This is a genomic window from uncultured Agrobacterium sp. (genome assembly GCF_913777885.1).
GTDB lineage: Bacteria > Pseudomonadota > Alphaproteobacteria > Rhizobiales > Rhizobiaceae > Agrobacterium.
Genome location: NZ_CAJYTV010000018.1, coordinates 174,970 through 195,994, shown reverse-complemented (window position 1 = coordinate 195,994; position 21,025 = coordinate 174,970). Strand labels below are relative to the sequence as shown.

The following is a 21,025-nucleotide window of genomic DNA, read 5'->3' as shown; positions in this document are numbered from 1 at the left end:
ACTTGTGTTCCGTGGCGCTGTTGGTGGTGTCATAAGGCAAGGGTGACGGAAATTTCAAGGAAAATGCGCTCTAACGCGCGAATGATCGGGATAAAGGCACGATTTGCGCCATGGGCACAGCGGAGCGTACATATCTGGACTGGAATGCGACAGCACCTTTGCTGCCAACCGTCCGTGATGCGCTTGTCTCTGCTTTCGATCTTTCCGGCAACCCATCCTCCGTCCATAAGGAAGGCCGTGGGGTTCGCGCCGCAGTCGAAGCCGCGCGCCGCGATGTCGCCGCTCTGGTCGGTGGGCAAGCCTCGCACGTCGTCTTTACCAGTGGCGCGACCGAAGCTGCCAACCTCGTGCTGTCGCCGCGCTTCAAGATGGGCCGTGCGCCCCTGACGGTAAGTCATCTCTATGTCTCGGCAATCGAACACCCTGCCATTCGAGAAGGCGGGCGGTTCGACAAGTCCGCCATGACCGAAGTTCCGGTGACCGCGCACGGGATGCTCGATATCGAGGCGCTCGGACATCTGCTGTCCCAGCATGATCGAGCATCGGGCCTTCCCATGGTGGCGCTGATGCTAGTGAACAACGAAACCGGTATCGTCCAGCCTGTGAAGGAAACGGCGCAACTGGTTCATGCCGCTGGTGGATTACTGGCCGTTGATGCCGTTCAGGCTGTCGGGCGGATCGCTGTCGACATCGATGCGCTGGATGCGGATTTCCTGATCGTTTCGTCGCACAAGATCGGCGGCCCGAAAGGCGCGGGCGCGTTGATTTCCCGTGGTGAAGTGATGATGCCGCTGCCACTCATCCATGGTGGTGGGCAGGAAAAGGGTCATCGTTCGGGCACGGAGAATACGCTTTCCATTATCGGCTTTGGCGTTGCCGCCAAGGAGGCAGCGGTGATGCAGGAAACAGAAAGCGCACGCTTGGCGACGTTGCGGGCGCGGCTTGAAGATGGAATGCGCGCCAACGCTTCGGATGTGATCATTCACGGTGCCGATGTGACGCGGGTTGGCAACACCACCTTCTTCACGCTTCCCGGGTTGAAGTCGGAAACGGGGCAGATCGCTTTCGATATCGAGGGCATCGCTCTATCAGCTGGCTCTGCGTGCTCTTCTGGCAAGGTCGGGGAGAGTCACGTGCTGACTGCGATGGGGCAGGATCCAAAACTTGGTGCCCTGCGCATCTCGCTGGGGCATGCTACGACGGAAGACGACATTGAGAAGGCCGTTGAGGCCTTCGGCAAGATTGCAGGGCGGCGCAAGCTGTCCGGTCAGGCAGCCTGAGGGCTGGAATAAACTGCGAAATGTCAAAATTTCGCTTGCGGTGCGGTGGGAAAAACGCCAACCCGCTCTTAAATAAACGCATGAAAGCGCTGGCCTCGAAAGGCCCTTGCATTTATGTGAAACGCGCATGAAGGCGGGGTTTCCGTCTTGATACGTTGACAAGCCACCGGACCTTGTATCCGGCGAGATTGGAGAACGACAATGGCAGCGGTTCAGGAAACGATCGATCAGGTTCGCCAGATCGATGTGGACCAGTACAAATATGGTTTCGAAACCGAGATCGAAGTCGACAAGGCGCCGAAAGGCCTGTCGGAAGAGGTGATCCGTTTCATCTCCGCCAAGAAGCAGGAGCCGGAATGGCTGCTTCAATGGCGTCTTGATGCCTATCAGCGCTGGCTGACGATGGAAGAGCCTACCTGGGCGCGCGTCAATTATCCGAAGATCGACTTCAACGATCTCTACTACTATGCCGCGCCGAAGAGCACGCCTGGTCCCAAGTCGCTTGACGAGGTCGATCCTGAGCTCTTGAAGGTTTATGAAAAGCTCGGCATTCCGCTGAAGGAACAGGAAATCCTGGCCGGCGTGGAAAACCGTCGCGTGGCGGTTGATGCCGTGTTCGACTCGGTCTCTGTCGTCACCACCTTCAAGGAAGAATTGAAGAAGGCGGGCGTGATCTTCATGTCGATCTCGGAAGCCGTGCGCGAGCATCCGGAGCTGGTGAAGAAGTATCTCGGTTCCGTCGTTCCGACGACCGATAACTTCTATGCGACGCTGAACTCCGCGGTGTTTACCGACGGGTCCTTTGTGTTCATTCCGAAGGGCGTGCGCTGCCCAATGGAGCTTTCAACCTATTTCCGCATCAATGAGAAGAACACGGGCCAGTTCGAGCGCACGCTGATCATCGCGGAAGAAGGCGCTTACGTTTCCTATCTGGAAGGCTGCACAGCACCGCAGCGCGACGAGAACCAGCTTCATGCAGCTGTCGTCGAACTGGTTGCACTCGATGATGCAGAGATCAAGTATTCCACCGTCCAGAACTGGTATCCGGGCGATAAGGAAGGCAAAGGCGGTATCTACAACTTCGTGACAAAGCGTGGCGATTGCCGCGGTCATCGCTCGAAGATTTCCTGGACGCAGGTCGAAACCGGCTCGGCGATTACCTGGAAGTACCCGTCCTGCATTCTGCGTGGCGACGACAGCCGTGGCGAGTTCTACTCGATTGCTGTCTCCAACGGTTACCAGCAGGTCGATTCCGGCACCAAGATGATTCATCTCGGCAAGAACACGTCAAGCCGCATCATCGCCAAGGGTATCGCGGCAGGCTTTTCTGAAAACGTCTATCGTGGTCAGGTCTCGGCCCATCGCAAGGCGACCAATGCGCGCAATTTCACGCAGTGCGACAGCCTTCTGATTGGCGACAAGTGCGGGGCGCATACCGTGCCTTACATCGAAGCAAAGAATGCCTCTGCGCATTTCGAGCATGAAGCAACCACATCCAAGATTTCCGAGGATCAGCTGTTCTACTGCTTGCAGCGTGGCATTCCGGAAGAAGCCGCGATCGCTCTGATCGTCAACGGCTTCGTCAGGGACGTTATCCAGCAACTGCCGATGGAATTTGCCGTCGAAGCGCAGAAGCTGATCGGCATCTCGCTGGAAGGTAGCGTCGGATAATGAAGGTGCCCCGCTTGACGAAAAGCTCACGCTTGATGGTGTTTTGCATTTTCGTTTCAATGGTCGGGGTGTTCATTGAAGTTGGTGGGCTGATGGCGGGCCGTGAGTTCGCCAAGCCAATTTTAATCGCAAGCGCGACCGGGATGATTGCCATCTTTTGGCTCTCCGACGCGCTTCAACCATTTGACCGTTTCTCTTCGCGCAAGAGAAAACTAGATTGAGAGATAACAACATGCTTGAAATCATCGACCTGCACGCAAAGATCGCCGATACCGAAACCGAGATCATTAAGGGTTTGAACCTGAAGGTTGCCGCTGGCGAAGTCGCGGCCATCATGGGTCCTAACGGCTCCGGCAAGTCCACGCTGTCCTACATTCTTTCGGGCCGCGAAGACTATGAAGTGACCTCTGGCGACATTCTCTATAATGGCGAGAGCATTCTGGAGCTGGACGCTGCCGAGCGCGCTGCCAAGGGTATCTTCCTCGCCTTCCAGTATCCGGTCGAAATTCCAGGCGTTGCGACCATGCAGTTCCTGAAGGTTGCGATGAATGAGCAGCGCAAAGCACGCGGCGAAGCTGAACTTACAACGCCTGACTTCATCAAGAAGGTGAAGGAAGCGGCTGGCGACTTGAAGATCGACATGGACATGCTGAAGCGTCCGCTCAATGTCGGCTTCTCCGGCGGTGAGAAGAAGCGTGCCGAGATCCTGCAGATGGCGCTGCTTGAGCCGAAGCTCTGCGTGCTGGATGAAACGGACTCCGGTCTCGACATCGATGCTCTGAAGATCGTTGCTGACGGTGTCAACGCGCTGAAGTCGCCTGATCGCGCCACCGTGGTCATCACCCACTACCAGCGCCTGCTCGATTACATCGTTCCAGACAGCGTCCATGTTCTCTACAAGGGCAAGATCATCCGTTCGGGCGACAAGGCACTGGCGCTGGAACTGGAAAACAATGGTTACGCCGACATCATTGGTGAAGCGGCCTGATTAACGGGCCAGGAGACCATGTCCATGAATATTCAAACGACAAACCGGCTGACACCTGCGGAGACCGCACTGGTTGAAGCCTTCACGGCCAAGTTCAGCGAGCTTCCCGGCAATGGAGACGTGGTTGCTGCGCGCGACGTGCTGTTCGACGATCTCAAGACTGCCGGTCTGCCGACCCGCCGCATCGAGGCCTGGCACTATACCGATATGAAGAGCCTGCTGCGCAGCATTCCTGAGGATGCCTCCGCGCCGCTGATCGAGAAGCGTGATCCTGCGGTTGCTGGTTCGCAAGCGATCTATCTGCTCCACGGTAAGTCTGTAGACGCCGACATTGCTGGTTTCGAAGTCGAAAGCTATGCAGAAAGCCTGCTGGATGGCACGGCTGCCGCCGCACTCGTGGCCGCTGACAAGGACGACATGATCGGTCGCCTGAATGGCAGCTTCGTACGTGACGGCTATTCCGTTACCGTTCCGGATGAAGCCGACATCGAGCAGCCGCTTGAGCTTCAGGTGATCCACGGCGCCGGGCAGGTTCATAGCCGGTCGCCGGTTCGCTTCGGCAAGGGCTCCAAGGCAACGATCATTGAGCGTCATCTATCTGTTTCGGCGGAAGCGGCTCTCGTCACGCATGTCACCGATCTTGAGGTACAGGACGGCGCGGAAGCGACCTATATCCTGCTGCAGCAGCAAGGTGCAGCCGATACGCATCTGGCGCAGTTGCGCATTAAGCTCGGTGCCGAGGCAAATCTTCGTCTCTTCATCATCAATGCCGGCGGCAAACTGGTGCGCCAGGAACTGCGCATCCATGTCGAGGGCGAAGGCACGGATCTGTCCGTTCGAGGCGTCAATCTGCTGGGCGGTGAAACCCATACCGACGTGACGATGGTTCTTGGCCACAACGTGCCGAACACGACGTCAACGGAAATCTTCCGCAATGTCGTCTTCGATCGTGCGAAGGGCATCTTCCAGGGCATGATCCGGGTTGCACCCGATGCTCAGAAGACCGACGCCAAGATGGCCTGCAACACGCTTCTGATGTCCGACGACGGCGAGTTTTCGGCAAAGCCGGAACTTGAAATCTTCGCAGACGACGTTCAGTGCGGCCACGGCGCGACGGTTGCCGATATCGACGCCAAGCACCTCTATTACCTCATGGCACGTGGTGTGCCGCGGGCGAAGGGGCGCGCGATGCTGGTAAACGCGTTCGTTGCGGAGATTGTGGAAGAACTGGAAGATGACAATCTGGTAGAGGCGCTGGAAGGTATCATTTCCAGCTGGTTGGACGCTCATGCCTGATTTTAGCGAACGCGCCGTTAAAGCGGGCCCCTACGATGTCCAGGCCGTGCGCAAGGATTTTCCAATCCTGTCGCGCGAGGTCCATGGCAAGCCGCTTGTCTATCTGGACAATGGCGCGTCCGCGCAGAAGCCGCAGGTGGTCATTGATGCGGTGTCGCATGCCTATTCCAACGAGTACGCCAATGTGCATCGCGGCCTGCATTTTCTCTCCAATGCGGCAACGGATGCCTATGAAGCATCGCGCGAAAAGGTGCGGCGCTTTTTGAATGCCGGCTCGGTGGACGAGATCGTCTTCACCAAATCCTCCACCGAGGCGATCAACACGGTTGCCTATGGCTATGGAATGCCGAAGGTCGGCGAGGGCGATGAGATTGTCCTATCGATCATGGAGCACCATTCCAATATCGTGCCTTGGCATTTTATTCGCGAGCGCCAAGGCGCCAAGCTCGTCTGGGTGCCGGTGGATGACGAGGGCGCGTTTCATATCGAGGCTTTCGAAAAAAGTCTGACGGAGCGCACTAAACTCGTTGCCATTACCCATATGTCGAATGCGCTCGGTACCATCGTGCCGGTCAAGGAAATTTGCCGTATCGCGCATGAGCGCGGTATTCCGGTGCTGATCGATGGCAGCCAGGGCGCCGTTCACATGCCGGTCGATGTACGCGATATCGATTGCGACTGGTATGTCATGACCGGGCACAAGCTCTATGGCCCGTCAGGCATCGGCGTTCTATATGGCAAGGCCGACCGCTTGAAAGAGATGCGTCCCTTCCAGGGTGGCGGGGAAATGATCCTCGATGTCTCCGAAGACGAGATCACCTACAATGAGCCGCCGCATCGTTTCGAAGCCGGGACGCCGCCGATCGTTCAGGCAATCGGACTGGGTTATGCACTGGACTATATGGACAATCTCGGGCGTGCGGCAATTGCCGCGCATGAAGCGGATCTTGCCGCCTATGCGGCAGGGCGGCTGCGGGACATCAATTCGCTCCGCATCATTGGAAATGCACCGGGCAAGGGCGGCATCTTCTCCTTCGAGCTCGAAGGCATCCATGCCCATGACGTCTCGATGGTCATCGACCGGCGAGGTGTTGCCGTGCGTGCCGGTACACATTGCGCCATGCCGCTCTTGAAACGCTTCGGCGTGACCTCCACATGCCGGGCATCATTCGGGCTTTACAATACCCGCGCGGAAGTGGATGCGCTGGCCGAAGCGCTTGATTATGCCCGCAAATTCTTCGCCTGAGATCGGATAGAGGATCAGGACCATGAGCACCGACACGACTGAACAGCCACAGGATCTGGCACAATCGCCAGCGCAAGAGGCTGGACCTGCCCCCGCTAAAACCTCCAGTCTTTCTCCGGATGAGCTGGCGCGCCTCAGTGACGATGTGATCGCAGCGCTGAAGACTGTCTACGACCCTGAAATTCCGGCCGATATCTTCGAATTGGGTCTCGTCTACAAGATCGACATCGAAGACGACCGTATGGTCAAGATCGTCATGACGCTGACAGCACCTGGCTGCCCGGTCGCTGGTGAAATGCCGGGTTGGGTGGAAAACGCGGTCGGCGCTGTCGAGGGCGTATCCGGCGTCACGGTGGAAATGACCTTTGATCCGCCATGGACCCCGGATCGCATGTCGGAAGAAGCGCAGGTTGCGGTTGGCTGGTACTGATCGCGGTCGATTAGACAGCGGGCACGTCTTGATACCATCGCCACGCAGGACTAGATTTGAGTCCATAAACATCGGGCCTTGAACCCGACTGTCGAAGGAGTGAGGAGCCCATGGGCTTTGCAGTGATGACAATGACGGAGGCTGCGGCCTCTCGCGTCAAGGCGATCGTCGATAATTCCGGTGCGGACGCCAAGGGCGTGCGCGTCGGCATCAAAAAAGGCGGCTGCGCCGGGATGGAATATACCATCGATCTGGTCACGGAGCCTGATGCCAAGGATGATCTGATCGAGCACGACGGTGCAAAGGTCTGGGTGCAGCCTTCCGCTGTGCTGTATCTGCTGGGCACGCAGATGGATTTCGAAGTCACCAAGATGCGCTCCGGCTTCACCTTCAACAATCCGAACCAGACATCTGCGTGTGGCTGCGGCGAATCCGTCGAACTGAAGGCGGCAGATCTTGCAGCGCTCGCTAAACAGCGCGAGGCCGAGGCAAGCGTCTGATAGGTGCCCGTGGCATTGCGGTAATTGTCCTCAAGCGCCGCCTCTGTTCGTTTTCCAGCAGCATTCAGGCAGACTGCCGCTCTAACAGGGCTTCCTTCGTGGCGATTTTCGCCATCATCATCGCGGCTTCTCGCGTCTTTGCCGCTGCAATGAAGCGACCATTGTGGCAGAAGGTTGCGCCTTCGACACCACTTGCCCGCTCCAGATCGCCATTGGTCAAACCCGCCCAGGAAACTGGAAGATCGGCGCGAAGTTCGAAGCCTTCTTCAGCACGGCGGATGCCTGTTACGCACCAGTCCTTATCACGCGGGTGAACGACGAAAAGTAGGTGGTCTGCACCGGCTTTTACGATGGCCGGGCGGAAGGGCATTCCGATCGGCAATTCCAGAATGCGGCCTTCGCCGGTCTGTTCTATGGCTTTTAGAACAAGCGTTTCTGCTCTGAGTTTTGCCGCTTTCTTCTCGATCCCGGCTTCAACAAACGCGCGAGCAATCGTAAGCGCGCCATGAAATGCTGCGTCATCGGCGCCTGGTTCACGGTTGTCGAACGAAGGCTTCAGCGTTTCTAGCAATGACGGCAGGGTAAGGCCCGCGAGTTCTCCGGCAATGGCAGGACTCAGCGCCCCATTATCTGTGAGGTCGATCGGTAGCACGAAGCTTTTGTCGAAAGACGCGTGGACGTCTTCGATGTCGGCTGCAGGAATGCCAAGCGCGGTGAGATAGTCGCGACCGTAGTGCTTCCACACAAGGCCGAATGAGCTATAGGGCTGGCCGTTCTCACGCAGCGGCGCACCGCGCTGATGGTGATCGAAGATCTGCGCCTCTGCATCATAAGCGCCGCCGACATCATAGATGATCCGGTCTTTTGAAGGCGTGATCCATTCCGGCGCGCGGCTCCGAACGATTTGCGCCCCTGGATAAAGGCGGGTGAGGATGACGCTGGAAAGCAGTTCATCGGCATGGAAGCCGCCGGAATGAGTGACGAGGAATTCCAACGCCATGCGCAGTAAACCTTTTGCTGAAAGTCAAGTAACAGGGCAGTTACCCGTTATTTCAACCTCCTGCAACTGGTGGCCTAGTGAATGGCGGTTATTTCCAGTTCTTGTCCGCCCACCGTGGCAATATCACCAACAGCCTTGCCATTTAGTGCACGGGCAACGGGTGAAACGTAGGAAATGGATCCCGCCTTCGGATCTGCCTCGTCCTCGCCGACGACACGATAGGTTTGGACGCGACCATCTTCACGAGTGAAGGTGACGGTACTTCCAAAAGAAACAATCTCGGTCGTTTCTGGGGCGGGCATTAACTGGGCGGTGCGCAGCCGCTCCGCAAGATAGCGGATATCTCGGAGGTGCGGCGCAATCTGGCGCCTGCGTTCATTCACATCCTCTACCGCATTGGCAATCTCGTGTGCCGCACGGGCAGCTTTCATCTGTTCTTCGAGGCGCTTGAGACCTTCCTCAGTGACGAGATTGGGATGTTGGGAGATGGGGCGATCCGGCAGTTGGGTTTCCGCTGCAGTCTCTGCACTTTCTTCTTTTACAAAGGCAACGCTCACGGTCCTACTCCCCAATTCGCATCTCATTCATATGGAGAGCGAGAGGCGATTTAGCAAGTTTGAGAGGGAGGTCGACTTTCGCAATCTCGTGCTCAGCTTTCCCGTGTGGCAAACCAGTTCGCCAGTCATGCGCCGATGTTGTGCCCGGCACTGAAAAATCGCGCTCAGGACGTCTGCCGGTGGCGAGAAATACGTGTTGTCCAGCGCAGCGTCGAGCCGCAAATTTTTCATGCCGACTTCGATTGTGATCGCTTTGCGTTTAGCAAGCGTCAGCCCGACTGTCTTTGCGGCAAACAAATCAATTGGAACGCCAAGACCCTTATGCAGGATTACCATCCCGGAAATCATGATGCCTCACTGGACAATCGAGGCTTTGGACCCGCCTACCACAGCGGCAGCACCGGAACGGCTACTCTGATAAAGGATGGAAGCAATTTCTAGAGAAGCGCACCGAACGCCAGTCGTATGACGACCGCTTGATGATGCCCATGAACTTCGCCCAGCCATGGACAGGCTAGTGCTAGCTGGCAAACCCAGACCAGGGGAGGCGTGATGATCGGGGCCGCAGGTGTCGTTACCGATGGGCAGACGACCGAAAGGGCAACATCATCTTTTGAGAGGTAGGTCATGACATTCGAGAACGTGCCGCTGGGGCGGCAACAACAAGTATAACGCTCGCGACAACTTTCCGGGGCGTCGGGATGAGTTTTATCGACGAAACTGCGAGAAGCGGCATGATCAAAAACCAGCCCGCCAAGCCGAACGTCACATCGAAAGGCCGTTGCACGACCTCAAGAAAATCATCCAGCGAGATGGTCGCTCCCGTTCCCAACATGATGACCGACAAAAGCGTGACGATCCAATTGATTGAGGCACACGTGCCGCGGATGGAGGCGACGATTAACAAGGGGCCGCGTAGATGATCGATGCATGGATCGCGCGGCGTCAGCGTTGATGCTGCTTTTAGGATAGGCGGGGTGGGATCCAACGAGAAGAAAACGTTATCCGAAGATCTCTATCCCCACCTGTTTTCTGGTGAGGGATCGTGTGAAATTCACATTGAGAAATCAATTACTTGTAAAGTGTATGGCGACCCCTGCAGGACTCGAACCTGCGACCTACTGCTTAGAAGGCAGTTGCTCTATCCAGTTGAGCTAAGGGGCCACTTACGACGCCGTGAAGGCGCCGGAAACGGTTAGTGCGTCCAAGGCTGCGTGCGGGTGTAGCGGAAATTGTCCGTGTAGGAAACCGTCTGCCGCTCTGCTTCCTTTGGCTGGATCACGCGGTACTCGATGCCCTTGCGCTGCGCGTAGGCTTCTGCCTGTTCCTGCGTCTCGAAGTTGAGCTTGACCTGCTGCTTCATGTCCGAGGAGGACGTGTAGCCCATGATCGGGTCAATCTTGCGCGGAACCTCGGCGTCGAATTCCAGCACCCAGATATTCGTCTTGGCTTTTCCGGACTGCATGGCGGTCTTTGCCGGACGATAAATTTTTGCAGACATTTCAACTGCTCCAGTCGTGCGCTCAAGCGAGATGACGCTCTTTCTACGCGGCCTTCCGTAACCATTGTATTACGGTCGGCATCGGAATTTCACTTGGACCGACTCATGCGCGAAGTCAAGCCGGTAGGTTGGTAGATGCTACAGCATCGGTCTTAAAATCGTAATCGATTTTCTGAAAGAGCGGTGCATGGGTTCAAGGACGATAGAAGCATGGCACCCCACCGAAAGATCGCAGGCTTCGACAACAGAAAAAAGCCAATGGCACGCTTGAATGAGACACGCGAAGCAGATTGTATCGCGGCGACCAAGAGGAGACACCGATCATGAGCGATAACGTCATCAAGTTCCGCAAGCCGCAGCCGTCGAAAAAACCCCGTCCTCCCGGTCAAGGCAAGGTTTTGGCGGTCGTCATAGGCGGCGTAGCGCTTTGCGTCTTGATCTGGATGCACTCTCAATTTGGAGTATGACGCCTGACATGCTGAATTTGCTGAGCTAAGGGCAAATCGATCTTGGTCTCCCAACAATAAGCGGTGCCTGACTCGCTCAAGGCTTGAGATCGCGATTCGATGCGTGATGAGCGGCTTTCTGGAATTGACACTTCAGCAAGCCGCGAAATTCCGAATATCGAAGTCCGTTCTGCTCTCACAAAAAATAAATCGTAGGCAATCAATAAAACTCAGACAAATCATTGATTTGTCGAATGGTCGGAGTGGAGAGATTCGAACTCCCGACCCTCTGGTCCCAAACCAGATGCGCTACCAGACTGCGCTACACTCCGCCGATGTCGTGAGCGGGGAGATACACGGTTACCGCAGACCCTGCAACAGCTAAAATCACCTTTTCGTTTGTTTTTTCTCGATCGCCGGGCGGTCACTTCCTTAAAGCGCTGTCGGAAGCCGGGTCAGATTACGAAGTTTTCACTTCACCCATCCTTCTGGCTGTGCCAAGCGATCCGGCAGACGTATTTTAGCAGTTGCGGTAGCGGCCTTCGATAGCCACCTATCAAGCCTTGAGACTTCTGCAATCGCTCATGTAATGGGAATGAACGAGTTGGATGCCAGTAGCGACAATACGAACAGCCAGAACGCGAAGCCGGACCTTCGCGACATCCTGACGTCTTCGAAAACGGGCAAGAAGAAATCGAGACGTTCGCTCTATATCGTTCTTGCGCTGCTGATGATCGCAGGCGCAGCGACCTACTATTTTGCCTTTGCGGGTACGCGGGTGGCCTATAGCTACACGACGCAGGAGGCGAAGCGGGGCGATCTTTCCGTCATTGTCACCTCGACCGGTTCGGTTCAGCCCACCGACCAGGTGGATATATCGAGCGAACTCTCCGGTACTATTCGCAAGGTCAATGTGACCTTCAACAGTTCCGTCAAGGCTGGAGACGTGCTGGCCGAACTCGATACCAACAAACTCGAAGCCGATGTGCAAAGCGCGCGCGCCAAGCTCGCCTCAGCAAGAGCCAGCGTTGCGAAGGCGAGGGCAGATCTCGGTTCGGCTAATACATCGCTCGAACGCTTGCGCTCGCTGGTGCAAAGCCGTGTGTCCAGCCAGCAGGATCTCGATGCCGCGCAGTTCAACCGCGATGCTGCGGCAGCAACGTTGGAAGTCAATGAGGCGAGCGTGCTTTCATCCGAGGCGGATTTGCGGCTTGCGGAGGTCAATCTCAGCAAGGCAAAGATCGTTTCCCCTATCGATGGCGTCATCCTCACGCGTGATGTCGATCCCGGGGCGACCGTGGCATCGTCTTTGAACGCGCCTGTGCTGTTCACTATTGCAGGAGATTTGCGCCGCATGGAGCTTCAGGTTTCGATCGATGAAGCGGATGTCGGCAAAGTCGAGGCTGGTCAGGAGGCGACCTTCAATGTGGATGCCTATCCTGAGCGCCGTTTCCCAGCAAAAATCGAAACCGTTCGTTTTGCTTCGGAAACCGTATCCAATGTCGTGACCTACAAGGGTATCCTCACCGTCGATAATGCAGAGCTGTTGCTGCGCCCTGGCATGACGGCGACCGCAAATATCGTGGTCGAGCATGTGAAGGATGCGCTGCTGGTACCCAACGCTGCCTTGCGCTACACACCGCCCCGCGAGAATGCGTCGCGAGGTGGCGGGCTCATGGGCTTGTTCCGGCCTCCGCGTATGAACAGATCGCGCGGAGGCAGCGCCGAGCAGGCTGCAGCGGGCAAGCGTCAGGTGTGGGTATTGCGCAACGGCACGCCAGTGAGCGTCTCTGTCCAGGCTGGCTCTACCGATGGCCAGTTCACCGCCGTGACTTCGGAAGAGTTGAAGCCCGGCGACCAAGTGATCACCGACGCAACCCAACGCAGCAGCTAGGCCGGAGTGAAAGCATGAGCGCGCCGCCTCTGATCGAATTCCGCGATGTGGTGAAACAATATGGCAAAGGCGAAGCGGCCATCCGGGCGCTGGACGGCGTCAGCCTGTCAATCAAGGAACACGAATTCGTCGCCATAATGGGTCCGTCCGGCTCCGGAAAATCCACGTCGATGAACATTATCGGCTGCCTGGATACTCCAACCGCAGGGGAATATCTGTTTCAGGGTGTGCCGACCAGCGGCTTTGACAATGAGCATTTGACGCTGCTTCGCCGCCATATGCTGGGCTTTGTGTTTCAAGGCTTCAACCTGCTGTCACGCACCTCGGCTGTCGAGAATGTCGAACTCCCCCTGATCTATCGCGGTATGAAAGCCGGGGAGCGGCGCGTACTTGCCATGGAGGCCTTAGCGCAGGTGGGGCTTAAGGGACGTGAGCACCACACCACTCAGGAGCTTTCCGGCGGCCAGCAGCAGCGTGTGGCGATCGCGCGCGCCATCGTTACCAAGCCGGCACTGCTTCTTGCAGACGAGCCGACGGGCAATCTCGACACGAAAACCAGTATCGAGATCATGGAGCTGATTACTTCGCTTAATCGCGATCGCGGCATTACCGTCGTAATGGTGACCCACGAAGAGGACATCGCCGCGCACGCCAAACGTCTGCTGCGTTTCGTCGATGGCCATCTGGATTCAGACAGCGCCGCCGAGCCGATGAGGGAGGACGCGGATGTTCTTTGAAACCGTCAGGCTCGCCATGCGCGCCATCAGCCGCAACATGCTTCGGTCTTTTCTCACCGTGCTTGGTGTTGTTATCGGTGTCGCAGCAGTCATCGCCATGGTCACAATCGGTAACGGCACAACGGCGCAGGTTAAGTCGGAGCTGTCGCGACTCGGCACCAACATGCTCTTCCTCAGGCCCGGACAATTCGGCCCGGGTCGCGCCAGTGTCGATGCGAAACGTTTTACAGATAGCGATGTGCAGGCCATCCGTGAACAGATCAGCGGTGTGAGGGCCGTCGCGCCTTTGAACAGGTCATCCGCGGCAACGGTCATCTATGGCGGAAAAAATCATCAGACAAGTGTCGTGGGAACCACCAACGACTATCTGATTGCCCAGGACTGGACGATAGCGCTTGGCCGCGAGTTTCTGCCTGCTGAAGATCGCGGTGGGCAGATCGGCTGCATCATTGGTGAAACTGTTCGCCAGGAACTGTTCGGTTCATCCGATCCCGTGGGTCAGACGATCCGCGTCAGTAATATCTCCTGCCCGGTCATCGCGGTTTTGGGGCGCAAAGGGCAGTCCGGGCTTGGCGATGACCAGGATGACACCGTGATCATGCCGCTGAAAATCCATCAGCGCCGCATCGGTGGCACGACGACCATTTCTTCCATCATGGTCTCGGCGCAGGATGGGGTGTCGACGGCCAAGGTGCAATCCGACCTGGAAAACCTGTTGCGTGAGCGCCGGCGCATCGGACTTGGCCGCCAGGACGATTTCACCGTCAATGACATGGCTCAGATCGCGTCCGCGATGACCGGAACCACGACGCTGCTGACGGGCTTGCTCGGTGCTGTTGCCGCCGTCAGTCTTCTGGTCGGCGGCATCGGTATCATGAACATCATGCTGGTTTCGGTGACTGAACGAACACGCGAAATCGGCATACGGCTTGCTATCGGCGCCTTGGAAAAACAGGTGCTGACGCAGTTCCTCGTCGAGGCCGTCATGCTCTCGGCCTTCGGTGGCATTGCGGGAATTTTGACAGGCCTTGCACTGGCCTATTCGGTTGTGAGCTTCCTCGGGGTCCCTTTCGTCACGAGCCCGACGATCATTGCCATCGCGTTTGCTTTTTCGGCCGCCATCGGCGTGGTGTTCGGCTATTTCCCTGCGCGACGCGCCGCAAGCCTTAGCCCGATCGAAGCTCTGCGCCACGAGTAGCCGTCGGTCAGCTGCCCCCACCGACAATATTGAGATCAGCTTGCTTTTGCCGAGGCGCGAACAAGTTCGACGATAGGTTTGAGCGGCGATTTCGCTCCATTCGCTTGGTCATCTCATTGGCCAGAATCCGGAGCCTCTTACATTCTGCCGTCGCTCTTGCCGTTGACCCGATGACATCCCGCGCTTATCCGTGAGAAATGGCCTCACCAACAAGAACCAGAAGATCCATGCCGTCTCGTTTAGAGATTTTGCAGATGAAGTTGCGCCGCGTCGAGCGCGGAGGCGATAGGTGGGCGCTTCGCTGGCAAGCGGCGCTCGCCGTGATCGATGTGACGATCATTTCGTTTTTCATCTTCGGACCGTTCTTGCGAAGCGGACCTTCCTATCTGATCATCGACTACATGATCGCGGTTTGGATTTTTGCCGAATTGCTGGCGCGGATCTTTGCTGCTGGTTCGCTGCGCGCCATTCTCAAAAGACCGATGACCTGGATCGATCTTGTCATTCTTGGAACGCTTCTTTTTCCCAACGCTCTTTTCAACTTCGCCTTCCTCAGAGCGATGCGCCTCTGGGCCATAGGTGAGAGTCCGCTCTTCGCTGTCATTTTGAAACGGTTGGGCTGCCATTCCTACAGGGATGTGGTGCGGGCATCCCTCAACTTTCTGGTGTTCCTGTTTATGGTGACGGGGTTCGTGTACACGACGTTTTTCTATCACCAGAGCGGCCTTGTCGGGTTTATCGACGCTCTTTACTTCACTGTCGCGACCATGACCACGACAGGGTTCGGGGACATAACGCTTCCTGGTCCGTTGGGCAAACTTACATCTGTCGTAACCATGATCGTCGGCATTTCACTGTTTGTCAGGTTGGCCCAATCTATCGTCCGTCCGTACAAAGTGCTCTATCCCTGCGAGGCTTGTGGGCTTCAGCGCCACGAGGTGGACGCCGTCCACTGCAAGGCGTGTGGACACTTGCTGAACATTCCCAACGATAACGACTGATTAAAGCGCTTTCTCAGCGCACTGGGGTTTCTGGTAAAAGTGATCGATAAAACGCTGTCTATGCTGTTGGACCGGATGAATGCGCAGCGAAAACTTTGATGCTTTCATCGAATCTACTGTTCTTACTCTCAGGGATCGTACGCGGAAAACTCCAGGCCAAAATGGCCTGATTTTTTTGGGGGAGGAACGTCAGCAGCCGCCACGGACGCAAGCTGCCGATTGGCCGAGCTTTGATGGCGTAAGCGGATTGTATTTTACTCGACTATATCATTGGACCGGCAAAAAGCATTCAATCGTGAGGTCTAGTTCTGTTGCGCTGTCTTTAAGTGCGGCGAGATGGCTCGATGCGCGAGATCTCAGCAGGCAGATGCGCACCTCTGGAACGCATCGAAAAATTAGGGTGAGATGGTTCGTGGGACTTCATCGCGATCACCGGCACCAGAAAGGACATGAACAATGGCGGGAACGATAAGCCTGGATGGCCAGTATGATTACGTGATCGTCGGTGCCGGAACGGCAGGCTGCGTGCTGGCTGCCCGCCTGAGCGAAGATCCATCTGTGCGTGTCCTGCTGCTGGAAGCAGGGGGCTCCGACCGCTATCATTGGGTGCAGATCCCCGTTGGCTATCTCTATTGCATTGGCAATCCGCGGACCGACTGGATGATGCGCACAGCACCCGAAGCGGGCCTCAATGGGCGCAGCCTTGCTTACCCACGCGGCAAGGTGCTGGGTGGCTGCACGTCGGTCAATGGCATGATCTACATGCGCGGACAGGCAGCCGATTATGACGGCTGGCGTGAGCTCGGCAATGAGGGCTGGGGATGGTCAGACGTTCTACCTTATTTCAAGCGATCAGAGGATTATCATGGTCCGCAAGGTGAGATGCACTCGACCGGTGGTCCATGGAAGGTCAATCGCCAGCGGCTGAAATGGACAATACTCGAGGCAGTGCAGGCGGGCGCAGGTGAACTGGGCATCAAGCCACGCCCAGATTTCAATGATGGTGACAATGAGGGGTCAGGTTTCTTCGATGTGAACCAACACAAAGGCGTGCGCTGGAACACGGCACGCGGCTTCTTGCGTCCTGCACTCAAGCGCCCCAATCTTCGTGTGATCAAGCATGCGCTGGTGGAGCGACTGACCATGGATGGAAACCGCGTCACAGGTGTTGAGTATCGCGCATCCGCAGGTTTTTTCCATGTAAAAGCCAGCAGCGAGGTGATCCTGGCAGCCGGCGCCATCAACTCACCGAAGCTTTTGGAGCTTTCCGGTATCGGCGATCCGGAGCGTCTTCGTTCGCTCGGAATCGAGGTCAACCTGGCAAGACCGGCTGTGGGCGAGAACCTACAGGATCATCTGCAAATTCGCACCGTCTTCAAGGTGAAGAACACCGTTACGCTCAACCAGCTCGCCAACTCCTGGCGAGGCAAGATCAAGATCGCAGCGGAATATGCGCTGATGCGCTCGGGGCCAATGTCGATGGCGCCGAGCCAGTTCGGCATGTTTACGCGGTCCACTCCGGGCGCGAACCGTCCGGACATTGAGTACCATGTGCAACCTCTGTCCACCGAAAAGCTTGGCGATCCTTTGCATTCTTTCCCGGCCATTACCGTGTCGGTCTGCCAGTTGCGGCCGAGCAGTGTCGGGACATGCCACATCACCTCGACCGATCCTGACCGGCAACCCGAGATCAGGCCGAATTATCTGTCGACAGACCACGATCGTTCGGTTGCTATCGCGGCAATCCGTCAGGCCCGGCAAGTAATGGCGACCGATGCCCTGCGGCCCTATGAGCCAAATGAACTCCTTCCCGGCACTCAATTCCAGGACGATGATGAGCTCTTGAAAAAGACAGGCGATATCGCCACCACCATATTTCACCCCGTCGGTACCTGCCGTATGGGAGTGGACGCTGACGCCGTGGTCGATCCAGCGCTACGTGTAAAAGGTGTTCAGGGGCTGCGCATTGTCGATGCTTCGATCATGCCGCGGATCGTCTCCGGCAACACCGCCTCACCGGTGGTGATGATTGCGGAAAAAGCAGCGGCTATGATGCGCATGGAACGGAAGAGTGGCCACTAGACTGCCCACAGTCGGGCTCGACGCTGTCACTCCTTGCCGGGTCGCACCTTTTCAAAATCCGAGACGCCTCGGAAGTCGCATTGATATTGGCGACTTAAGTTTCGGTATCTGGACGGAGCTTTCGGCGCGATACGCGCATCCCAGATGAGCGGTGACAGTTAGGATGATCGATAGAATGGTAACATTGACAATTCCACGCGTCACCGACGCGGCAATGCATTAAGTTCTTGATTTCATAGAAAAATTGGTGTCCACGAGAGGATTCGAACCTCCGACCCCAGGATTCATACCACTTCGGCTTTCGCCGCCGTCCCGCCTTTTTGGGTGGGAGCGTTCGTGGTCTGGACTGTCCCTTCACCATGGGCTTTGAAGCCTTTAGGTGCTGCCCATCCAGTCTCTACACCTTCAACGGATTTCTCCGAAGCTTGGCTCGGGATTGGCATGCTGAAAGCACAGCGAAGCGTTCCCCGACTTTGAGCAGATCGATCGCGTCGTTTCCGGTCGCGACCCCCAATTTCTCTAGGAATCCTGTGCTCTATCCTGCTGAGCTACGTGGACACACAGTGGCGCTTTTAGCCCACCGCGCTTTAAGGATCAACCGCGTTCTAGCGGCATGCAGTCGCTGTGCCCAGAAATTTGCTGTCTCAGCCCTGCAAGCGTTGCTCCGCGAGTTTTACCCAATAGGAAATGCCGTAGGCGATTGCTTCGTCATTGAAGTCGTAGCTTGGGTTATGAAGACCGGCTGTATCGCCGTTGCCGATAAAAATGAAAGCGCCGGGGCGCTCATTCAGCATATAGGAGAAATCTTCCCCCGCCATGGATGGATCGACATCCGCATCGACGTTGGTTGCCCCAACGACATCGCGGGCGATCTGAGCGGCGTAGTCCGTTTCTGCCGGATGATTGAACGTCACGGGGCAATAACGGTGATACTCGGCTTGCGCTTGGGCGCCGTTGGCGAGAGCAATACCCTCGGCGATCTGGCGAATTCGCGCTTCAGCCATGTCGCGGACCCCCTCATCGAGAGTGCGCACCGTGCCGGCGATCATCGCCTCGTTGGGAATGATGTTGTGGCTGGTCCCTGCCTGGAAGCGCGTCACCGATACGACAACCGAGCGTACCGGATCGACATTGCGAGACGCGATCAACTGCAGATTGGTAACGATCTGTGCGCCAATGGCGATAGGGTCGGCGGTGCGATGTGGCTGAGCAGCATGGCCGCCTTGCCCCTTGACGATGATAGTGAACTTGTCCGGTGCGGCCATGATGCCACCTTTGCGGATGGCGAACTGGCCTAGCGGAATACCCGGCATATTGTGCATTCCATAGACTTCGTCCACGCCGAAGCGGTCCATCAGCCCGTCTTCCACCATAGCAAGCGCGCCGGCACCCCCTTCTTCCGCAGGCTGGAAGATCACCACGACGGAGCCATCGAAATTGCGGGTTTCGCAAAGATATTTCGCAGCGCCAAGCAGCATGGCCATATGCCCGTCATGGCCGCAGGCGTGCATATTTCCGGGCGTGGTCGATGCCCAGGGCTTGCCGCTTTCCTCAAGTATCGGAAGCGCATCCATATCGGAGCGCAGAGCGACGGTTCGGCCCGTCTTGCTACGGCCATGGATGACGCCGACCACGCCTGTGCGGCCGATTCCATTGACGACTTCATCCACGCCGAAGGCGGTCAACTGCTCGGTAATGAAGCGGGCGGTCTCATGCACGTCATAGAGAATTTCCGGGTTCTGATGAAGGTGACGCCGCCACTGCGTCGCTTCTTGCTGTAACTCGGCGGCTCTATTCAAAATCGGCATTCTCTCGGTCCTGACTTCCAAATCGGCATGCGTGAATCGTACTGGTTCTGTCTTGATATTGCGCCGCATAATTGACGCAATCAATGGAGTTTGCCATTGCTAGGCCATATATGGTGAATATTGCCAATCCCGCCAAGAAGACGGGAATTTGAGGATACGCCTTGCAAGACGATCGCAGAACACGCCGCGCCGCCGGACGACTTTCAAAAACAGTTGCCGCTGTGGCTGCCAGCATATTGGCGATGACATCGCTGGCTCATGCCAATCCAAAGATGGTGGTGGATGTCAAAACCGGCAGGGTGATCGCGCATCAGGAAGCTTTTCGCAAATGGTATCCGGCTTCGCTGACCAAGCTGATGACGGCCTATATCGCGTTCAGTGGGATGAAATCCGGCAAGCTCAGCCCCGATACGCCCGTCGTCTTCAGCAAGCATGCGTCCGATCAACCTGCCAGCAAGATGTATTTCAAGCCCGGTTCGAAGCTTACTCTCGATAGCGCGCTGAAGCTATTGCTGATCAAGTCGGCCAATGATGTCGCTGTGGCGATTGCCGAAACTATCGGTGGCACCGAAGGAAATTTCGTCGCTCAGATGAATGCGCAAGCTGCGCGCCTCGGCATGTCGTCTACGCATTACATCAATCCGAATGGTCTTCCAGGTGCCGGGCAATATACCACGGCGCGCGATCTCGCCCTTCTGGCGCTCGTCATCAAGCGGGAGTTTCCAGAATATTCCGGTTACTTCTCTCTGGAAGGTGTGACCACGGGTAAGAAGAATTACGCCAACTACAACATGCTGGTCGGCCGTTTCGATGGGGCGGACGGCATGAAAACCGGCTTTATCTGCGCTTCCGGGTTCAATCAGGTTTCCTCTGCCAAGCGCGACGGACGGCAGGTCATTTCCGTGGTTCTTGGTTCCGACAGCCTCGCCGGGCGGACCGATGAATCTGCCGAATTGCTGCAGCTCGGCTTGACTTCGCCTGCGGGGCAGGGGGTATCGCTTGCCTCTCTCGCACCATATGGCGATACGGTTGCGGTGAACGATATCAGCAAGGATATCTGCAATCCGAAAGCCGCAAAGGTACGCAGCGAAAGCCGCGACGAGGCAGGGCGCATGATCATCAAGTCGCCCTATGTTCGCGAGATGACACGTCCGCCTGTCTATTCCTTTGCGGGCCTTATTCCGGGCACCGAGCCGGTCGTAGCAGCCGAGCCCAAAGGTAATGGTGGCAAGGAAATGGCAAATGTGCCGGTGCCGATACCGCGCCCTGCATTTTAAGCGTCTAACGAGCTCACAACGGCCCGCGCCACCGAACGACGATCGTAGGCTTTCTTTCTTGGCTGACACTGTGATACATCGGGCAGAGTTGTAATATTATAACGAAAAGGTGC

19 protein-coding genes, 2 tRNA genes and 1 pseudogene are annotated in these 21,025 nt (G+C 56.8%); 15 read left to right on the top strand and 7 right to left on the bottom strand.

The genetic code is table 11. From position 1 onward, the window contains the following. The first annotated feature begins 110 nt into the window (after positions 1-110). From QZ869_RS17755 to sufA, 8 genes are all read left to right on the top strand, one after another. Positions 111-1,280: a cysteine desulfurase family protein gene (locus QZ869_RS17755; RefSeq protein WP_296106293.1), complete on the top strand. Its 1,170-nt coding sequence runs from the start codon at positions 111-113 to the stop codon at positions 1,278-1,280. Positions 1,281-1,481: 201 nt separating this feature from the next. Next, a complete protein-coding gene (gene sufB, locus QZ869_RS17750) occupies positions 1,482-2,951 on the top strand; it encodes a Fe-S cluster assembly protein SufB (RefSeq protein ID WP_296022017.1) in 1,470 nt (489 codons plus the stop codon). A 14-nt stretch (positions 2,952-2,965) separates the two neighbouring features. Further along, entirely contained in the window at positions 2,966-3,172 is a 207-nt protein-coding gene (locus tag QZ869_RS17745) for a hypothetical protein (RefSeq protein ID WP_296022021.1), read from the top strand. 11 nt (positions 3,173-3,183) lie between these two features. Continuing rightward, a complete protein-coding gene (sufC, locus tag QZ869_RS17740) occupies positions 3,184-3,939 on the top strand; it encodes a Fe-S cluster assembly ATPase SufC (RefSeq protein WP_062424300.1) in 756 nt (251 codons plus the stop codon). A gap of 24 nt (positions 3,940-3,963) precedes the next feature. Continuing rightward, positions 3,964-5,235 carry a Fe-S cluster assembly protein SufD gene (gene sufD / locus QZ869_RS17735; protein ID WP_296022025.1) on the top strand — a complete coding sequence of 424 codons (1,272 nt, stop codon included), beginning with the start codon at positions 3,964-3,966 and terminating at the stop codon, positions 5,233-5,235. After that, positions 5,228-6,481, top strand: coding sequence for a cysteine desulfurase (locus QZ869_RS17730; protein WP_296022028.1), 1,254 nt, complete (start codon positions 5,228-5,230; stop codon positions 6,479-6,481). The genes sufD and QZ869_RS17730 overlap by 8 nt, the downstream gene beginning before the upstream one ends. A gap of 22 nt (positions 6,482-6,503) precedes the next feature. Further along, positions 6,504-6,911 (top strand): SUF system Fe-S cluster assembly protein, encoded by a 408-nt coding sequence (locus tag QZ869_RS17725; RefSeq protein ID WP_296022030.1) that lies wholly within the window; start codon positions 6,504-6,506, stop codon positions 6,909-6,911. A 110-nt stretch (positions 6,912-7,021) separates the two neighbouring features. Next, positions 7,022-7,411 (top strand): Fe-S cluster assembly scaffold SufA, encoded by a 390-nt coding sequence (gene sufA, locus QZ869_RS17720; protein ID WP_296022032.1) that lies wholly within the window; start codon positions 7,022-7,024, stop codon positions 7,409-7,411. Between the two features lie 64 nt (positions 7,412-7,475). Here the strand turns inward: sufA and QZ869_RS17715 are convergent, their stop codons facing one another. The 5 genes and pseudogenes from QZ869_RS17715 to QZ869_RS17685 form a co-directional block, all read right to left on the bottom strand. After that, positions 7,476-8,411 (bottom strand): MYG1 family protein, encoded by a 936-nt coding sequence (locus QZ869_RS17715; protein WP_296106291.1) that lies wholly within the window; start codon positions 8,409-8,411, stop codon positions 7,476-7,478. Between the two features lie 74 nt (positions 8,412-8,485). Continuing rightward, complete coding sequence (gene greA, locus QZ869_RS17710; RefSeq protein WP_296106289.1) at positions 8,486-8,968, bottom strand: transcription elongation factor GreA; 483 nt, start codon at positions 8,966-8,968, stop codon at positions 8,486-8,488. 125 nt (positions 8,969-9,093) lie between these two features. Continuing rightward, positions 9,094-9,830: pseudogene (locus QZ869_RS21805) on the bottom strand (bile acid:sodium symporter family protein); the annotation flags it as partial. 225 nt (positions 9,831-10,055) lie between these two features. Next, a tRNA-Arg gene (locus QZ869_RS17690) sits at positions 10,056-10,132 on the bottom strand. Between the two features lie 31 nt (positions 10,133-10,163). Further along, a complete protein-coding gene (locus tag QZ869_RS17685) occupies positions 10,164-10,469 on the bottom strand; it encodes an ETC complex I subunit (RefSeq protein WP_296022042.1) in 306 nt (101 codons plus the stop codon). A 323-nt stretch (positions 10,470-10,792) separates the two neighbouring features. Between QZ869_RS17685 and QZ869_RS17680 the strand changes: the two genes are divergently transcribed. Further along, a complete protein-coding gene (locus QZ869_RS17680; protein WP_296036837.1) occupies positions 10,793-10,936 on the top strand; it encodes a hypothetical protein in 144 nt (47 codons plus the stop codon). A gap of 234 nt (positions 10,937-11,170) precedes the next feature. Here QZ869_RS17680 and QZ869_RS17675 read toward each other — a convergent pair. Beyond that, a tRNA-Pro gene (locus QZ869_RS17675) sits at positions 11,171-11,247 on the bottom strand. A 263-nt stretch (positions 11,248-11,510) separates the two neighbouring features. Between QZ869_RS17675 and QZ869_RS17670 the strand changes: the two genes are divergently transcribed. The 5 genes from QZ869_RS17670 to QZ869_RS17650 all read left to right on the top strand — a co-directional run bounded on the left by QZ869_RS17670 (position 11,511) and on the right by QZ869_RS17650 (position 17,827). Further along, positions 11,511-12,809 carry an efflux RND transporter periplasmic adaptor subunit gene (locus QZ869_RS17670; RefSeq protein WP_296106286.1) on the top strand — a complete coding sequence of 433 codons (1,299 nt, stop codon included), beginning with the start codon at positions 11,511-11,513 and terminating at the stop codon, positions 12,807-12,809. A 14-nt stretch (positions 12,810-12,823) separates the two neighbouring features. After that, complete coding sequence (locus tag QZ869_RS17665; protein WP_296106285.1) at positions 12,824-13,546, top strand: ABC transporter ATP-binding protein; 723 nt, start codon at positions 12,824-12,826, stop codon at positions 13,544-13,546. Then, positions 13,536-14,744 carry an ABC transporter permease gene (locus QZ869_RS17660; protein WP_296022050.1) on the top strand — a complete coding sequence of 403 codons (1,209 nt, stop codon included), beginning with the start codon at positions 13,536-13,538 and terminating at the stop codon, positions 14,742-14,744. Before QZ869_RS17665 ends, QZ869_RS17660 begins: the two co-directional genes overlap by 11 nt. A gap of 254 nt (positions 14,745-14,998) precedes the next feature. Further along, positions 14,999-15,745: a potassium channel family protein gene (locus QZ869_RS17655; protein ID WP_296106284.1), complete on the top strand. Its 747-nt coding sequence runs from the start codon at positions 14,999-15,001 to the stop codon at positions 15,743-15,745. A 456-nt stretch (positions 15,746-16,201) separates the two neighbouring features. Next, positions 16,202-17,827, top strand: a complete 1,626-nt coding sequence (locus QZ869_RS17650; protein ID WP_296106282.1) for a GMC family oxidoreductase — start codon at positions 16,202-16,204, stop codon at positions 17,825-17,827. Between the two features lie 644 nt (positions 17,828-18,471). Here the strand turns inward: QZ869_RS17650 and QZ869_RS17645 are convergent. Then, on the bottom strand, positions 18,472-19,635 hold the full coding sequence (locus QZ869_RS17645) for a M20 aminoacylase family protein (RefSeq protein ID WP_296106280.1): 1,164 nt from the start codon (positions 19,633-19,635) through the stop codon (positions 18,472-18,474). A gap of 242 nt (positions 19,636-19,877) precedes the next feature. Between QZ869_RS17645 and QZ869_RS17640 the strand changes: the two genes are divergently transcribed. After that, positions 19,878-20,912, top strand: coding sequence for a D-alanyl-D-alanine carboxypeptidase family protein (locus tag QZ869_RS17640; RefSeq protein ID WP_296106588.1), 1,035 nt, complete (start codon positions 19,878-19,880; stop codon positions 20,910-20,912). Positions 20,913-21,025 lie beyond the last annotated feature (113 nt).

Excerpts from the sequence above, each read along its gene's own strand:
- sufC (WP_062424300.1), top strand. The coding sequence starts at position 3,184 with ATGCTTGAAATCATCGACCTGCACGCAAAGATCGCCGATACCGAAACC.
- QZ869_RS17650 (WP_296106282.1), top strand. The coding sequence starts at position 16,202 with ATGGCGGGAACGATAAGCCTGGATGGCCAGTATGATTACGTGATCGTC.
- QZ869_RS17645 (WP_296106280.1), bottom strand. The coding sequence starts at position 19,635 with ATGCCGATTTTGAATAGAGCCGCCGAGTTACAGCAAGAAGCGACGCAG.
- QZ869_RS17660 (WP_296022050.1), top strand. The coding sequence starts at position 13,536 with ATGTTCTTTGAAACCGTCAGGCTCGCCATGCGCGCCATCAGCCGCAAC.
- QZ869_RS17755 (WP_296106293.1), top strand. The coding sequence starts at position 111 with ATGGGCACAGCGGAGCGTACATATCTGGACTGGAATGCGACAGCACCT.
- QZ869_RS17655 (WP_296106284.1), top strand. The coding sequence starts at position 14,999 with ATGAAGTTGCGCCGCGTCGAGCGCGGAGGCGATAGGTGGGCGCTTCGC.
- QZ869_RS17685 (WP_296022042.1), bottom strand. The coding sequence starts at position 10,469 with ATGTCTGCAAAAATTTATCGTCCGGCAAAGACCGCCATGCAGTCCGGA.
- QZ869_RS17730 (WP_296022028.1), top strand. The coding sequence starts at position 5,228 with ATGCCTGATTTTAGCGAACGCGCCGTTAAAGCGGGCCCCTACGATGTC.
- QZ869_RS17640 (WP_296106588.1), top strand. The coding sequence starts at position 19,878 with ATGACATCGCTGGCTCATGCCAATCCAAAGATGGTGGTGGATGTCAAA.
- sufD (WP_296022025.1), top strand. The coding sequence starts at position 3,964 with ATGAATATTCAAACGACAAACCGGCTGACACCTGCGGAGACCGCACTG.
- QZ869_RS17715 (WP_296106291.1), bottom strand. The coding sequence starts at position 8,411 with ATGGCGTTGGAATTCCTCGTCACTCATTCCGGCGGCTTCCATGCCGAT.
- QZ869_RS17665 (WP_296106285.1), top strand. The coding sequence starts at position 12,824 with ATGAGCGCGCCGCCTCTGATCGAATTCCGCGATGTGGTGAAACAATAT.
- QZ869_RS17670 (WP_296106286.1), top strand. The coding sequence starts at position 11,511 with ATGAACGAGTTGGATGCCAGTAGCGACAATACGAACAGCCAGAACGCG.
- QZ869_RS17725 (WP_296022030.1), top strand. The coding sequence starts at position 6,504 with ATGAGCACCGACACGACTGAACAGCCACAGGATCTGGCACAATCGCCA.
- sufA (WP_296022032.1), top strand. The coding sequence starts at position 7,022 with ATGGGCTTTGCAGTGATGACAATGACGGAGGCTGCGGCCTCTCGCGTC.
- sufB (WP_296022017.1), top strand. The coding sequence starts at position 1,482 with ATGGCAGCGGTTCAGGAAACGATCGATCAGGTTCGCCAGATCGATGTG.
- QZ869_RS17680 (WP_296036837.1), top strand. The coding sequence starts at position 10,793 with ATGAGCGATAACGTCATCAAGTTCCGCAAGCCGCAGCCGTCGAAAAAA.